Here is a 14,533-nt window from a genome sequence, read left to right on the forward strand (position 1 = left end):
TTCACTGTCGTCTCATCCGGTCCGTACCGGTAGACCGGTTGTTCTTGAATGCCCACAAACTCGCCTTGTGGGTCTAATCTTGGGACTATGTCGTTGTCTCCTCGGGTGCCGGAACTCAGTGCCCTCGACGTCCTCCTTTCCGTAGGGCGTCTGGGCAGCATGGGTGCTGCCGGCCGGGAGCACGGACTCAGTCAGCAGGCGGTCAGCGCCCGGGTGCGTTCGGTCGAACGCCAACTCGGAATCAAGGTGTTCGATCGAGCGGCGACCGGTGTTCGTCCCACCGCCGAGGGCGGTCTGATTCTCGAGTGGGCAAGTCACATCCTCGTCAGTGCCGAGGAAATGGCATCGGGAGTTGCCGCACTTCGCGGTGAACGCGATGCTGCCGTCACGGTTGCCGCCAGCATGACCATCGCCGAGTATCTGGTTCCCGGATGGACGGTCGCGATGCGGCACAAGTTCCCCAACGTCGTGGCGTCGGTGAGCTTGCACAATTCCTCGGACGTCTCTGCTCAAGTTCAGGCCGGCCAGGCCGATATCGGATTTGTCGAAGGGCCGGATGTGCCGTCGGCGCTCGCGTCGTGCGAAGTAGCGCGTGATCACCTCGTCGTGGTTGTGCCGCCGGGACACGACTGGGCGAATGGTGTGCCCGTTCCGGTCGAGGAACTCGCACGCACACCGCTGATTCAGCGCGAGTCAGGGTCCGGTACGCGCCTGACGCTCGAGAATGCTGTTCCCGATTGTGTGCCGCCGCTGCTCGAGCTCACCTCGTGTACCGCTGTCAAGGCTGCGGTGGTGGCAGGCAACGCCCCGGCTGTTCTGTCGTCGCTGGCAGTTGCCGCCGACCTGACGGACGGCCGACTGGTCGCGGTCAACGTCGACGGCTTGCGGATGCCGCGTCGACTCCAAGCCGTCTGGGATCCCGATCGCGGATTGCGCGGTGCGGCAAGAGATTTCCTCGACATAGCGCTCGGATCCAACACTGCTGTTCATTCACGCTGACGGCTACGGCCGCTATCGGACGGTGTCGATCCCCGCGAGGATGAGCTCGATGCCTGCCAGAAACTGTTCTCGGTCGTCGTGGTCGCGCAACTGCGCCGTCACCTGATTGAGGAACGGGTACTTCGCAGAGTCGAGTTCTTCCCATCGCGTGGCGACGCCCGCGAGGAAAGCGGACCGATCTGTCTCACGGGGGAGCAGACGGGCGCCCGCGGCGTACTGTCCGGCGAGACCGAGCACGTAGTTCAGGAGCGCGGACGCGCAGTCGAACTGTGCCGATTCGGGAACGCCGAGCGCCTGGAGTTGCTCGCCGAGACTTTCGAAGATCTGCATCACCGCTGATTGCCATGGCTCGCGAGAGAGTTGGGTGCCGACCCACGGGTGCGCGTCGATCGCGTCGAACACGCCGAGGGTGATGGTCCGGATCGCCTCCCGTGGGGCTGCGCCTTCGGTTGCACCGGTTGTCACGCGGGCGATGACGTCGTCGGTCGCCGCGGCGAGCAGTTCGCTCTTGTTGGCAACGTGCCAGTAAATCGCCCCGCTACCTGTTGCCAGGCGTGCGGAGAGTGCGCGAAATGTCAGCGCGGCTTCGCCCTCGTCGTCGAGGATCTCGATCGCAGCCTCGACGATTCGCTCCTTCGAGAGCGCATCCGTACGTCGTTCGGTCCGCTGATTCCTGGTCGCCATGCGAACCATCTTGACATATCTGGAACGCCGTTCCAAGATGTCATTGGAACGACGTTCCAATTGAAGCCTGAAAGGAAACAAACATGAGCAACTCGATAACGATCATCGGGGCGGGCCTCGGCGGTCTGACCTTCGCACGTGTCCTTCACGTTCATGGAATTCGGTCGAAGATCTACGAGGCGGAACTGTCGGCAGAAGCTCGCACGCAGGGCGGTCAACTCGACATCCACGAACACAACGGTCAGGCCGCGCTCGACGCCGCCGGCCTCACCGACGAGTTCCGCGCGATCATCCACGCGGGCGGCGCCGCGTCGCGCGTACTCGATCAACACGCCGCCGTGCTCCTCGACGAACCCGACGACGGCACGGGAACACGTCCCGAGGTGCTGCGCGGCGACCTCCGTCGAATCCTGATTGATTCCCTTCCGGACTACACGATCGAATGGGGACGCAAAGTCGACACTGTGCGCTCGCTCGGAGATGATCGCCACGAGTTGACCTTCGTCGACGGTTCGACAGTGACCACCGACCTTCTCGTCGGTGCAGACGGTGCCTGGTCGAAGATCCGGCCGCTGCTCTCCGATGCGAAGCCGGAATACGTCGGCACCACGTTCGTCGAGACCTACCTCTACGACGTCGACGAGAAGCATTCGGCTGCAGCCGAAGCCGTCGGGGACGGGGCGATGTACGCGCCCGCACCAGGAAAAGCGATCGCCGCGCATCGAGAGGCGGGAGACATCGTGCACACCTACGTTCAGCTGAACCGTCCGGCGGAGTGGTTTGCCGGTATCGATTTCACCGACGCCGCCGCTGCGACAGCGCGGGTCGCGGCCGAGTTCGACTGTTGGGCACCGGAACTCACGGCGCTGATCACCGATGGCGAAACCGCTCCGATTCCGCGCGCGATCCATGCACTTCCCGACGAGCACCGATGGGATCGAGTGCCTGGGGTGACGCTCCTCGGTGACGCGGCGCACCTGATGGCCCCGTCCGGTCAGGGTGCGAACTTGGCCATGTTCGACGGCGCCGAACTGGGAAAGGCGATCGCCGCGCACCCCGACGACATCGAAGGGGCACTCGCCGAGTACGAAGAAGCGATGTTCGTGCGCAGCGCATCCGAGTCCGCGGACTCGCACGTGATCCTTGATCTCTGCCTCGGTGAAGGCGCACCGTATTCACTGGTCGATTTCTTCACCGGCGCTGCTTCCATATCCGGATAATGGGCGAATGCCTGTTGATTCCACTCCTTGGTCTGCCGCGATTGCGCACGTGAGCGGTCTCTCGAAGGGCGGCCCGTTGGATCGAAATCACCGGGTGACGTTGCACTTTCATCCGGACCTCCCGTCTGAACGTGGTCTGACACTGGCCTCGATCGCACGTCAAGGCACCTATGTGACCCAGTTCGAGACTCGAACGAGCAACGGCGGACTGACGGCGCATCACGGCGGCGATCGTTGGCGTTGGGAGAGTCGGATATTCGGCGGAGCTTACGACGAGCGAGAGCCCTCGGAACGGCCGAAGTACGGATCGTTGAACTTCTCCGCCGATCCCTACGGGGCATCCCCTCGGTTCGGCTCGTCCTACTTCCGGCTTGCCGAGCACACGCTCGACCGCACCACTTTCTGCTTTCCCGACAGCGTCTTCGAGCCTGATCATTTCGGAACGGCCGAAGCGATGAGCTTGGTCGGCGCCGCACGGGCTGCCGAGCTCGACGATCCGCTCGACCACTACATCGAGGCGCACGTTCACGGCGTCGTCGACATCGGGACGGACGTCGAGGCGCTCGTTCTGGATCCGAGTTACCGGGGCACACGGATCGAAGAGATCGCCCACTCGCTCACGTGCCCGGTGCTGTGGCACGAGGGATACGCGGTCGATGTCGACGAGATAGCCGAACATCCCGAATACCGGGGAGCGGCCGTGATCGACCTTGCCCGAGAAATTGCGCACGGCAGGCGGCTGACGCCTGCCGTCCTGGGGCTCGCACGGGGTGCATCCTTCGATCCGCAGGACGTCAAGAAGGTTTGGCACTACATCGCTCGATTCGGCGGCAGAGCGTAGAACTGGGCATTCGCGTACAGCTGCACGTCGACGACCGCTGGTCCCGGGACCGCACATCGGTCCGAAGGTCGCGGTGAGGAAAGAGTGATTGATACGCAACATCGGGCATGAACTCCCGAAACAACTGCATCCGAAGATAGAAGTCGACCTTGATCCTCGGTCGAAGGGATGCATGAATCGATGGGCGCTCAACTCACCACCACCAGTGTCGACACACTCTGCGCATACTGCGGGGTGGGCTGTGGTCTTGTCCTCGACATCATCACCGATCCCGAGACGGGGTGTCGGAAGGCTGCGAAGTCTTCCGGTCTGAAGACACATCCCACCAACTTCGGGCGTCTGTGCACCAAAGGCACCACGACCGCAGACATGCTCGCCGGCCCGGGGCGCATGGAATCTGCATATCGCCGTCCGCGCCGAGGTGATGCGATCGAAGCGGCGGACATGGCCGCAGTCATCACTGACACCGCCCAGCGCCTGCGGGCAATAATCGACGAGCACGGTCCCGACGCGTTTGCGTTGTACGTGTCCGGGCAGATGTCACTCGAAGCTCAGTACCTGTCGAACAAACTGGCCAAGGGCTTCATCGGGACCAATCAGATCGAATCGAATTCCCGACTGTGCATGGCAAGTGCCGGCACCGGATACAAGCAATCGCTCGGGGCCGACGGACCGCCCGGTTCCTATCAGGACTTCGAACATGCCGACGTGTTCTTCGTGACCGGCGCGAACATGGCGGACTGCCATCCGATCCTCTTCCTTCGAATGCAGGAGCGGGTCAAGGCGGGCGCGAAGTTGATCGTCGTCGATCCTCGACGCACCGCCACCGCCGACAAGGCGAACTTGTTCCTGCAGATCGCTCCCGGCACCGATCTCGCGCTACTCAACGGACTACTCCACCTGCTCGTCGTGAACGGCCACACAGATCCGGACTTCATCGCCGACTTCACCGAAGGCTGGGAGGTGATGCCCAGTTTCCTCGCGGAGTACACGCCTGCGAAGGTCAGCGAGATCACCGGTATCCCCGAGGCCGACATCCACACTGCAGCGCAGTGGATCGGTGAGGCTGCAAACTGGATGAGCTGTTGGACAATGGGTTTGAACCAGAGCACCCACGGCACGTGGAACACCAACGCCATCTGCAACCTTCACCTTGCGACCGGTGCGATCTGCAAGCCCGGCAGCGGTCCGTTCTCGTTGACCGGTCAGCCGAACGCCATGGGTGGGCGTGAAATGGGCTACATGGGGCCAGGTTTGCCAGGTCAGCGCGCCGTGATGGTCGACGCCGATCGCGACTTCGCCGAGGAGCGATGGGGGATCCCGCAGGGCTCGCTGCGCACCGACATCGGCGGTGGCACCATCGACATGTTCTCCCGAATGGCAGCGGGCGACATCAAAGCGTGCTGGATCATCTGCACCAATCCCGTTGCGACGGTAGCCAACCGCAAGACCGTCATCGACGGCTTGGAGAAGGCCCACCTCGTCATCACCCAGGATGCTTTCCTGGGCACCGAGACCAACGAATACGCCGATGTTCTGCTGCCCGCGTCGCTGTGGACAGAGTCCGACGGAGTGATGATCAATTCCGAACGCAACCTGACGCTCTTTCAGCAGGCACTGGATCCGGTTGGGCAGGCGCTGCCTGATTGGCAGATCATCGCCCGGATCGCCTGCGAGATGGGGTACGCCGAAGCGTTCACCTACACCTGTGCCGAAGAGGTGTTCGAAGAGATCAAGCAGTTCTGGAATCCGAAGACCGGCTACGACTTACGCGGCGTCACCTACGAGCGCCTCCGCAAGACATCGATTCAGTGGCCATGCCCGCCAGACAGTGATCAGGACCGTCATCCCATCCGATACGTCAATGACGGTGTCAGTCAAAGGCTCCTGATCCGCGAGGACGGCAGCACTCCGCGGCTCGCATTTCCCACCGCCACTGGCCGTGCGATGTTCTTCGCACGGCCGCACATGCTTCCCGCCGAAATGCCCGACGACGACTACCCCTTCCTGCTCAACACCGGTCGTCTCGCGCACCAGTGGCACACCATGACCAAGACCGGCAAGGTGGCCAAGTTGAACAAGCTCAACCCAGGTCCCTTCGTCGAGATCCATCCCGACGACGCCGCCAGGCTCGGTATCGTCGACCAGGATGCGATCGAGGTTGCCTCACGCCGCGGTCGCGCTGTGCTTCCGGCTGTTGTCACCGACCGAGTGCGTCCGGGGAACTGCTTTGCCCCATTTCACTGGAACGACGCCTTCGGTGAATATCTGTCCATCAACGCCGTCACCAACGACGCCATCGACCCTGCCTCGCAGCAACCGGAGTTCAAAGCCTGCGCTGTCACGATGACGAAGGTCGCCGTGAACACACCTGAAACAGTGCTCGCCGAGGCGGCGCTGGAGGCTCCCGCGCCAGCTGATCAGGCTTTGTCGCGAACCGATGTCCTCGCGGATGTCCTCGGTCAAACAGGAACACCTGCAGTGGTATTCGATGCGCTCCAGCAGAGCTACCTGGCCGGCCTTCTCGCTGCGTTGCGTGCGGACGCCGATCGCACTGCCGGGGTACCTACCTTGCCGTCGACGGCACCCTTCGATGCCGAAAAGCGGATGTGGGTCGACGGTGTTCTGGCCGGCCTGTACTCGCGGATCTCACTTCCTGACACCGACGGGCCTGCGTTGTCATCGAGTCCGAGTATTGGATCCGAGCGCGCGCCGATCGTGGTGCTCTGGGCATCGCAGACCGGAAACGCGGAAGAATTCGCTGCTGAGTGCGCCACTCGTCTCGGGGGAATCGGCTTGCCCGTCGTGATGCACGCGATGGACGAATTCCCGGCCGCCGACCTGGCAGCTACCAGAGAGGTCCTGCTGATCACCAGTACCTCCGGTGACGGCGAATCCCCGGACAACGGCAGCGGTTTCTGGGATGCGTTGTCTGCTGACACGGCGCCCCGCATGTCCGAGACACGTTATGCAGTCATCGCTTTCGGCGACTCGAACTATGCCGACTTCTGTGGACACGGACGAAAGCTCGACGCCCGCCTTGCCGAACTGGGAGCCAGTCGTATCGTCGATCGCGCCGACTGCGAGCCCGATTTCGAGGACACCGCTGCTGGATGGCTGGAGGCGGTCACGGCTGAGCTTCGGAGCTCGGTGGCCGGCGAGACGACCGACGTCCTCGTTGCAAAGAAGAATTCTGGGACAACCGTTGCAGCCGCGCCGATTTCACCGGCGATGTCGCCGCCGCTGCGATACAACAAGAAGGCGCCGCTGACCACAGCCTTGACGCGCAATGTCGTGCTCAACCGTCCGGGTTCTTCCAAAGACGTGCGGCAGTTGGGCTTTCACCTTCCAGGTGACACGGTCAGTTACGAAGCCGGTGACGCTCTCGGAGTCTGGCCCCGAAACAGCTCTCCGTTTGTCGACGAGTGGCTCACCCTTACCGGCCTCGACGGTGACGAGACCGTCGAACTGGGGCAGTACGGGGAAATGACGCTGCGTACCGCGCTCACCGAGCGCTTGGAGATCACTCGAATCTCGACCGACATGATTCGATTCGTGCATCAACGAACCCGCGATTCGGACCTGGCCGAGTTGTTGAAGCCGGAGAATGTCTCCACGTTCAAAGACTGGTCGTGGGGACGACAGTCCGTCGACATTCTCGCACAGTCGCCCGTTCGTGCCTCGACAGACGAATGGCTCTCGCTGCTCAAACCGCTTCAGCCGCGGCTGTATTCGATATCTTCCAGTCCGAAAGAGAACCCGCGCGAAGTGCAGTTGACGGTGTCCGCGGTGCGCTACAACGTTGCGGGTGTCCCACGGCGTGGAGTGTGCTCGACTTACCTCGCCGACCACGCTCACGATGACGACATCGGCATCTACGTGCAGAAGTCGACCCACTTCCGGCCACCTTCCGATCCCGAGACCCCGATGATCATGGTCGGTCCGGGGACCGGCATTGCACCGTTCCGTGCCTTCCTGCATGAGCGGCGGGCATTGGGGCACACGGGTCCGAACTGGCTGTTCTTCGGAGAACAACACGCCGCGACCGACTTCTACTACCGCGAAGAAATCGAAGAATTGCGGAAAGACGGATTCCTCACCGAACTCGACCTCGCGTTTTCCCGGGATCAAGCCGACAAGGTCTACGTGCAGGACCGGATGCGTGAGCGGGGTGCACTGCTGTGGGAGTGGTTGCAGAAGGGAGCGCACTTCTACGTCTGCGGCGATGCCAACCGGATGGCCAAGGACGTCGACAGTGCCCTCAACGGGGTGGTCGCTCAGCACGGAAAACTGGCACCTCGCAGTGCCGAGGCGTACGTGAAGGCTCTTTCGGCGGAGAAGCGCTATGTCCGGGACGTCTACTGACGTCGATCAGACAGCGCCCTTGAACCCGTGCTGACGCCAGGCCTCGTACGTCACGAGGGCGGCAGCGTTGGACAGGTTGAGGGACCGGCGTCCGGGCAGCATCGGGATACGCAGGCGCTCGGTGACGTGTTCATCCGCCAATACTTCTTCGGACAGTCCGGTGGGTTCGGGCCCGAACAGCAGGACGTCGCCGGGTTGGTAGGCGATATCGGCATACGACGTGGTCGCGTGCGCGGTGAAGGCGAACACGCGAGCGGGGGTGACGGCTTCCCAGGCAGCGGTCAGGTTTTCGTGGACCGTGACAGTCGCCAGGTCGTGGTAGTCCAAGCCTGCGCGCTTGAGCTTCGGCTCCGACAAGTCGAACCCGAGAGGGCCGACCAGGTGGAGTTCGCAACCGGTGCCTGCGACCATGCGGATCGCGTTTCCGGTGTTGGGTGGGATGCGGGGCTCGTGGAACATCACTCGGAACACTCGAGGAACTGTACCGGGCGGCATATCGGTGCCCGCGTCTGCGAGAAGAGCGGTGGAGAAGTGTGGGCGAATTGGTAACAAACCGGCCAGTCCGTGCGAACCTATTTCCGGCACTCTTCTCAGAACGGACATTTCATGAACCCTCCCGCCGGTTGGAACCCCGACCCCTTCGACCCCACGATCGACCGTTACTGGGACGGTCAGCAGTGGACCGCGCAGACACGGCCCAAGGGCGTCGACGCACCCACTCAGGCTTTCGGCACTCCCACGCAGGTCTTCGGCGCACCCGGATCGGCGGTGCCGGACACTAACGCCGAGGAAGGCAAGACGCGGCGTAAGTGGCCGTGGATCGCCGGCGCGGCAGTCGTGGGGCTGGTTGCCATCGCCGCGGCGACGGGAGCGGGCAAGTCGGAAGAATCGACGACGCCTGCTGCGACCTCTTCGACGACAGCTGCAGCGACGACAACCAAGAGCACTGTCCCGTCGACGACAAAGACCACGACTTCGTCCCTCTTGCCGACGACGACAACGATCGTGCCGCCACCGACGACAACCACCGTGGCAATAGTGCCGCTGGTTCCGCAGGTCCCGGAGACCACGACTACGCCGTATGTTCCGCCCGCTCCGGCGTACACACCGCCGAAGACAACGGAACCGGCGTACGTTCCGCCGCCGGCCAAGGTGCCTGACGCGGGGGTGTATTACGCCAACTGTGCAGCCGTGCGAGCGGCCGGTGCTGCCCCGATCTACCGCGGCGATCCCGGCTATTCGTCCAAGCTTGATCGTGACGGTGACGGCGTGGCCTGCGAGACCTAGGCGATCGAACCGGTGTCGGTGCGGCGGGGCAGTATGGACGGCATGCTCCCCGAAGAATCCGACGATGTCGTCGGCGAAGATTATTCAGACGCGCGGCTGGCCGGGCAGAAGTGGCGTCAGCGCACTTTCACCAATTGCAATTTCCGAGATGCCGATCTCACGGGACTCACGACGGAGTCGGTGGTGTTCACGGACTGTGATTTCACCGGCACCGATCTGGGGGAGTCCGTGCACACGGGAACTGCGTTCCGCTCGTGCAATTTTGCCCGGACCAGCCTGTGGCACAGCACGTTCCGAAACTGCAGTCTGCTCGGGTCGACGTTCGACGGTTGCCGCATCCGGCCGTTGACGCTCGACGAAGTCGACTTCTCGTTGACCTCACTCGGTGGGGCGGACCTGAGGAAGATCGACTTCACCTCATGCCGATTCCGTGAAGCGAACCTGGTTCGGGCCGACATGCGGGGCGCGGTGCTGGCGTCGGCGGATCTGTCCGGTGCTCGTACGGGTGGACTCAAACTCGAAGGTGCAGATCTGCGCGGTGCGCGGATCGATCCGAGCCTGTGGACGTCCGCGTCCGTCGGAAACGCGCAGATCGAGTTGATGCAGGCGGTGGCGTACGCGTCGGCGCACGGTCTTGTCGTCGACATGAAGTAGCAGCGCCTAGCTCTCCAAGCGCTCCTCGAGGCGCACCGTCACCAGCTCGCCGGTCTCCTTGCCGATGGCTTTGCGAAGATCGGCTTTGACCGGCAGCTTGTGGTTACCGTCTCCCAACGCCATGAACGAACTCTGGAACGGATGTCCGTCGATCGTCCCGCGTACCTTGACCAGGCCGCGGGTGCCGAAGAACTCGGCGGACTCCGGCCAGATCACATAAGTCCACCCGCCCTTGGCGTCGCTCTTCTGCAGGGTGGCCGTGAATTCCTTGTCCAGCAACATGATGTCGGTCCTTTCGAACTCGTCCCAGTCGATCAGCGGATGAATTCCCGTGCGAGCAGATCCATCAGCAGTCCGTCCTTCCACACACCATGGCGATCTCGCGAATACTCGCGCATCACCCCGACGTCTTTGAACCCCACCGATCGGTAGCACGCGATGGCGACGGAGTTGTCGACCTCCGGGTCGATGACCAGACGGTGGAATGCGAGGTCGTCGATCAGGTGGGCACACAGCACGCGAATCGATTCGCGACCGAACCCTCGGCCGTGGAAGTCGGGATCGAGGAACAAGTCGAGCCCGGCGTGGCGGAAGTCGGGGTTGTCCTCCGCCTCATACCACTGGATGAAGCCGATCAGGTGGTCGCCGTGGAAGATGCTGTAGCGCGTGGTGCCAGCCTCCGGCGCTGCAGGCCAGTCGTCGTCGGGATTTTGCCACCAGTGCACGACGTCCGGGTGCAGGTGAATTGCCCGCAGACGGGCGTGATGATCGGGCGCGACGGGGGAGAGGAGCACCCTCGGGCCGCGTAGTTCCGGAGCCGTTGTCACTCATCGACCCTAACCTGGAACAATGGTCGCCGTGACTGCAACGATCCTCGACGGCAAAGCTACCCGCGACGAAATCTTCGAAGACCTGAAGGTGCGGGTGAGCGCTCTGAAGGCAGAGGGCATCACACCCGGCTTGGGCACCATCCTGGTGGGCGACGACCCCGGATCCGCGGCTTACGTGCGCGGCAAGCACAACGACTGCGCCAAGGTCGGTATCAATTCTTTGCGACGCGACCTGCCTGCCGACATCACGCAGGAGCAGCTCAACGCGACGATCGACGAGCTCAATGCCAATCCCGAGTGCACCGGCTACATCGTGCAGTTGCCGCTTCCCAAGCACCTTGACGAGAACGCAGCCCTCGAGCGCATCGACCCCGACAAGGACGCCGACGGCTTGCACCCGGTCAACCTCGGTCGACTGGTGTTGGGCAAGGAAGCCCCGCTGCCGTGCACCCCGCGTGGAATCCTGCATCTCCTGCGCCGCTACGAGGTCCCTATTGCAGGCGCACACGTGGTGGTAGTCGGACGAGGCGTCACAGTCGGTCGCCCGATCGGATTGCTGCTGACGCGTCGTAGCGAGAACGCGACGGTCACGCTCTGCCACACCGGTACCCGCGATCTCGCGGCCGAGGTTCGCCGCGCCGACATCATCGTCGCTGCCGCAGGCGTTCCCGGCCTCATCACCGCAGACATGGTCAAGCCCGGGGCAGCGGTCCTCGACGTCGGCGTCAGTCGCACCGACGACGGCCTGCGCGGCGACGTCGCAGCCGACGTCAACGGTGCCGCCGGCTTCGTCTCACCCAATCCCGGTGGTGTCGGACCGCTGACCCGCGCGTTCCTGATCACCAACGTGGTCGAGCGCGCCGAGCGGGTTCTGGCCGGAGTCTGAGTCCGATGTCCTCACTGGTCGGCCTCGCGAAGAAGAATCTGCCCATGCTCGCGGTCCTCGCCGTGATTGCGGCGGCCGTGGTTCTCGTGCTGGCCGACCGGTGGCGTCGCGGCGCCCTCGTCTTCGGTGTTGCCGTCATCATCGGAGCTGCCGCTCGGTGGTTCGTTCCCGAGAACCGTGTGGGGTTGCTCGCGGTGCGTGGAAGGGTCTTCGACACCGCGGCGATGGGCGTTATGGGTGTGCTGATCGCGACGCTCGCCCTGACCATCGATCCGCTCGGTACCGACTGAGAAGATCAGCCCCCGTAGAACGAGCGAATATCGATATCACTCAAAGGGATCCACTCCGGTGAATGTGCGGATGTCGACTTCTTTCCAGCCTTGACCGGTGCACTCCGTAACGTCACCGCAAGTGCAGGTTCCTCGTCGATTCGCCCGGCGAGGGCGTAGATCGCGGCGAGATGGTGAACGCACGGCGAGCGTCTACCTGAGCAGTCGCAGCTGGCAGTGCACTCCGAAAGATCAACGGCTACTGCGATATTTCGAGCCTGCAGTTCGGTGACGATGCTGTCCGGCAGTTCGCCGGTGGAGACGGATCTGTTCGCCTTTCCAGCCGAACGGAGAAGGCTCTTCACTGCAGCGATCTCGGATTTGGTCCAGAGCGGGACACCAATCGTCACTGACGAAGTTTTTGCCTTGGTGCTCACCTCGGCGACGACGGTCCCCGACGAGACGACGGAGAACTCCACGGAACCGTTGCGTGCCAGGGTGCGAGCCGTCGGCAGGGACGGGTTCGGACCGGACGCCGCGGTCCGCTCCACCGTGCGCAGCCACGCTCGACCCCAAGCGGTGACGCCGAATTCGTTGGCCATCAGATGATCACCGCGCCGTCGAGTTCGAGAAGTTCACGCAGTTCGGTGTCGGGGAGATCGGCCAGCGCGGCCTCGACGTTCCCGGAGACAGCATCGGCCACAACTCGTTTGGACTCGTGCATCGCTGCTATGTGATCCTCCACGGTACCGCCCGTCACCAAGGTGTGGACGTTGACGGTGCGTTTCTGGCCGATGCGGTGTGCCCGGTCGGTTGCTTGATCCTCGACGGCTGGGTTCCACCACCGGTCGTAGTGCACGACATGACTTGCGCGCGTGAGGTTGAGGCCGAAGCCGGCGGCGCGCAAGCTCAGAATCAGAACCGGTGGTGAATCCGTCTCGTTCTGGAACGCGTCGACCATCGCGTCTCGTTTGTCGGTGTTCAGGCCGCCGTGGAGGAAAGGCACGGCGCCGATTCCCAGTTCGGCTCCCAGGTGTCGCGAGAGCATCTCGCCCATCGTCCGGTATTGCGTGAATATCAGCGCGCGATCGCCGTCGTCGACGATCTCGGCGATCATTTCCGTTGCGCGGTCGAGCTTTCCGGATCTTCCGTAGAGGTCGTCCGTATCGCCGGTGACCTGCGCCGGGTGATTGCATACCTGCTTGAGAGTGGTCAGAAGCGCAAGGATGTTGCCACGCCGGGCAATTCCCGTGCCCAATCCGGAGTCGAACGCATCGGCAACTGCCGACCGGTAGATGCGCGCCTGTTCCGACGTCAGAGTGCACGAGACCGTGGAGAACTGTTTGGGCGGAAGATCCTTGGCCACTATGTCTTTGGTTCTGCGCAGAATGAAAGGATCGATCACCGCGGCAAGTCTGGTCGCCGCGGTGGCCGATCGACCGGATTCGATCGGGACGGCAAAGCGTTGACGAAACCGTGCGCGAGTTCCGAGGACGTCGGGGTTGGCGACGCGAAAGAGTGACCACAATTCTTCGAGGCGGTTCTCCACCGGCGTGCCGGTCATCGCTACCTTGACGTCCGCCGACAACTGCATTGCTGCTTTCGCGGCGAGGGAAGCGGGGTTCTTGATCTGTTGCGCCTCGTCGAAGACCACTGAACTCCAATGAACCGGGGCCAATTGGGCTGCGTCGGAACGCAAGACGCTGTAGCTGGTCAGAACCGTAGTGCCGGCGGGGATACGAGTGGGAAGTGCACGGGCGGCCCCGTGATGAACGTGCAGTGGCAGATGCGGAGCGAATCGCTCGATCTCGCGGCGCCAGTTTCCTATCACCGAGGTGGGACACACAACCAGATGCGGACCGTCGTCGGCGCGGATCGCGATCATCGAAATCGCTTGCAGTGTCTTACCCAAACCCATCTCGTCGGCCAAGATCCCACCGCCCGAACCCGACAGAGCCGTCAGCCAGGCAACTCCCTGCATTTGATACGGGCGCAGAGTCGCCTGAATCTTTGCTCGGCGAAGACTCTCGATGGCCGCGCGCGCTTCCGTGAACAACCGCACCGTGGACGCGGCGCTTCGGATCTTCGTGTCGTCGCGATCGATCGCGGCATGCGCTGCGGTCGGAATGTCATGTGCGCCGGTGTCGATGACGCGCTTCCATGCGAGCAGCGACGATCCGAGGTCGCCGCGACCAGCATCGAGGTTGTGGAAGGCGTCGATCGCGGTGGTGAGGTCGAGCAGTTGCGCTTCGACGTCGGTTGCTGTGATCGACTCGTCGACCGGGATCGCAAGCCTGCACACGCCCGGCGACCCGGTCGGCATCCCCAGTGCCGACAGCCGCGTTGCCGGGTCTGCGTCACCCCAGAACGCGAAGGACATGTGCTCGGGAATGTACGTAGCCTGCAGGCGCGTCGAGCATGGCTGATTCACGTTCGCCGATGCTAGCCGCGCCGGCTCACGTTCGCCAATGAGAATGTCGGGAAAACCCGCAGATCAG

At 63.2% G+C, this 14,533-nt stretch carries 14 protein-coding genes; 8 read left to right on the plus strand and 6 right to left on the minus strand.

All coding sequences use genetic code 11. From position 1 onward, the window contains the following. The first annotated feature begins 87 nt into the window (after positions 1-87). Positions 88-999, plus strand: a complete 912-nt coding sequence (locus tag G9U53_RS00735) for a LysR family transcriptional regulator (protein WP_030535095.1) — start codon at positions 88-90, stop codon at positions 997-999. Between the two features lie 12 nt (positions 1,000-1,011). Here G9U53_RS00735 and G9U53_RS00740 read toward each other — a convergent pair whose 3' ends face one another. Further along, positions 1,012-1,692 (minus strand): TetR/AcrR family transcriptional regulator C-terminal domain-containing protein, encoded by a 681-nt coding sequence (locus G9U53_RS00740; protein ID WP_007727412.1) that lies wholly within the window; start codon positions 1,690-1,692, stop codon positions 1,012-1,014. Positions 1,693-1,766: 74 nt separating this feature from the next. Between G9U53_RS00740 and G9U53_RS00745 the strand changes: the two genes are divergently transcribed. From G9U53_RS00745 to G9U53_RS00755, 3 genes are all read left to right on the plus strand, one after another. Further along, the gene (locus tag G9U53_RS00745) at positions 1,767-2,903 is read left to right on the plus strand and encodes an NAD(P)/FAD-dependent oxidoreductase (RefSeq protein ID WP_165638214.1); all 1,137 of its coding nucleotides are present in this window, start codon (positions 1,767-1,769) and stop codon (positions 2,901-2,903) included. 7 nt (positions 2,904-2,910) lie between these two features. Then, positions 2,911-3,744: a DUF3626 domain-containing protein gene (locus G9U53_RS00750; protein WP_165638215.1), complete on the plus strand. Its 834-nt coding sequence runs from the start codon at positions 2,911-2,913 to the stop codon at positions 3,742-3,744. 180 nt (positions 3,745-3,924) lie between these two features. Beyond that, on the plus strand, positions 3,925-8,109 hold the full coding sequence (locus G9U53_RS00755) for a bifunctional nitrate reductase/sulfite reductase flavoprotein subunit alpha (protein WP_165638216.1): 4,185 nt from the start codon (positions 3,925-3,927) through the stop codon (positions 8,107-8,109). Between the two features lie 6 nt (positions 8,110-8,115). Here the strand turns inward: G9U53_RS00755 and G9U53_RS00760 are convergent, their stop codons facing one another. Continuing rightward, positions 8,116-8,580 (minus strand): tRNA (cytidine(34)-2'-O)-methyltransferase, encoded by a 465-nt coding sequence (locus tag G9U53_RS00760; RefSeq protein ID WP_007727408.1) that lies wholly within the window; start codon positions 8,578-8,580, stop codon positions 8,116-8,118. Between the two features lie 135 nt (positions 8,581-8,715). Between G9U53_RS00760 and G9U53_RS00765 the strand changes: the two genes are divergently transcribed. Continuing rightward, positions 8,716-9,396, plus strand: a complete 681-nt coding sequence (locus tag G9U53_RS00765) for an excalibur calcium-binding domain-containing protein (protein ID WP_042923481.1) — start codon at positions 8,716-8,718, stop codon at positions 9,394-9,396. Between the two features lie 33 nt (positions 9,397-9,429). Then, entirely contained in the window at positions 9,430-10,050 is a 621-nt protein-coding gene (locus G9U53_RS00770; protein ID WP_003940770.1) for a pentapeptide repeat-containing protein, read from the plus strand. 6 nt (positions 10,051-10,056) lie between these two features. On the opposite strand, the gene G9U53_RS00775 is transcribed toward G9U53_RS00770, so the two are convergent. Beyond that, complete coding sequence (locus tag G9U53_RS00775) at positions 10,057-10,332, minus strand: DUF1905 domain-containing protein (protein ID WP_007727403.1); 276 nt, start codon at positions 10,330-10,332, stop codon at positions 10,057-10,059. A gap of 32 nt (positions 10,333-10,364) precedes the next feature. Next, positions 10,365-10,877, minus strand: coding sequence for a GNAT family protein (locus G9U53_RS00780; protein ID WP_063836256.1), 513 nt, complete (start codon positions 10,875-10,877; stop codon positions 10,365-10,367). A gap of 31 nt (positions 10,878-10,908) precedes the next feature. Here G9U53_RS00780 and G9U53_RS00785 point away from each other — a divergent pair, with 31 nt between their 5' ends. Both G9U53_RS00785 and G9U53_RS00790 read left to right on the plus strand, forming a co-directional pair. Further along, entirely contained in the window at positions 10,909-11,766 is an 858-nt protein-coding gene (locus G9U53_RS00785; RefSeq protein WP_209448532.1) for a bifunctional methylenetetrahydrofolate dehydrogenase/methenyltetrahydrofolate cyclohydrolase, read from the plus strand. Positions 11,767-11,771: 5 nt separating this feature from the next. Beyond that, positions 11,772-12,056 (plus strand): DUF3017 domain-containing protein, encoded by a 285-nt coding sequence (locus tag G9U53_RS00790; protein ID WP_003940740.1) that lies wholly within the window; start codon positions 11,772-11,774, stop codon positions 12,054-12,056. 5 nt (positions 12,057-12,061) lie between these two features. On the opposite strand, the gene G9U53_RS00795 is transcribed toward G9U53_RS00790, so the two are convergent. Next, complete coding sequence (locus tag G9U53_RS00795; RefSeq protein WP_165638218.1) at positions 12,062-12,637, minus strand: hypothetical protein; 576 nt, start codon at positions 12,635-12,637, stop codon at positions 12,062-12,064. Then, on the minus strand, positions 12,637-14,466 hold the full coding sequence (locus G9U53_RS00800; protein ID WP_257232991.1) for a DEAD/DEAH box helicase: 1,830 nt from the start codon (positions 14,464-14,466) through the stop codon (positions 12,637-12,639). Before G9U53_RS00800 ends, G9U53_RS00795 begins: the two co-directional genes overlap by 1 nt. Between the last annotated feature and the right edge of the window lie 67 nt (positions 14,467-14,533).

The sequence above is a fragment of the Rhodococcus sp. D-46 genome (assembly GCF_011290655.1).
Lineage (GTDB): Bacteria > Actinomycetota > Actinomycetes > Mycobacteriales > Mycobacteriaceae > Rhodococcus_F > Rhodococcus_F qingshengii.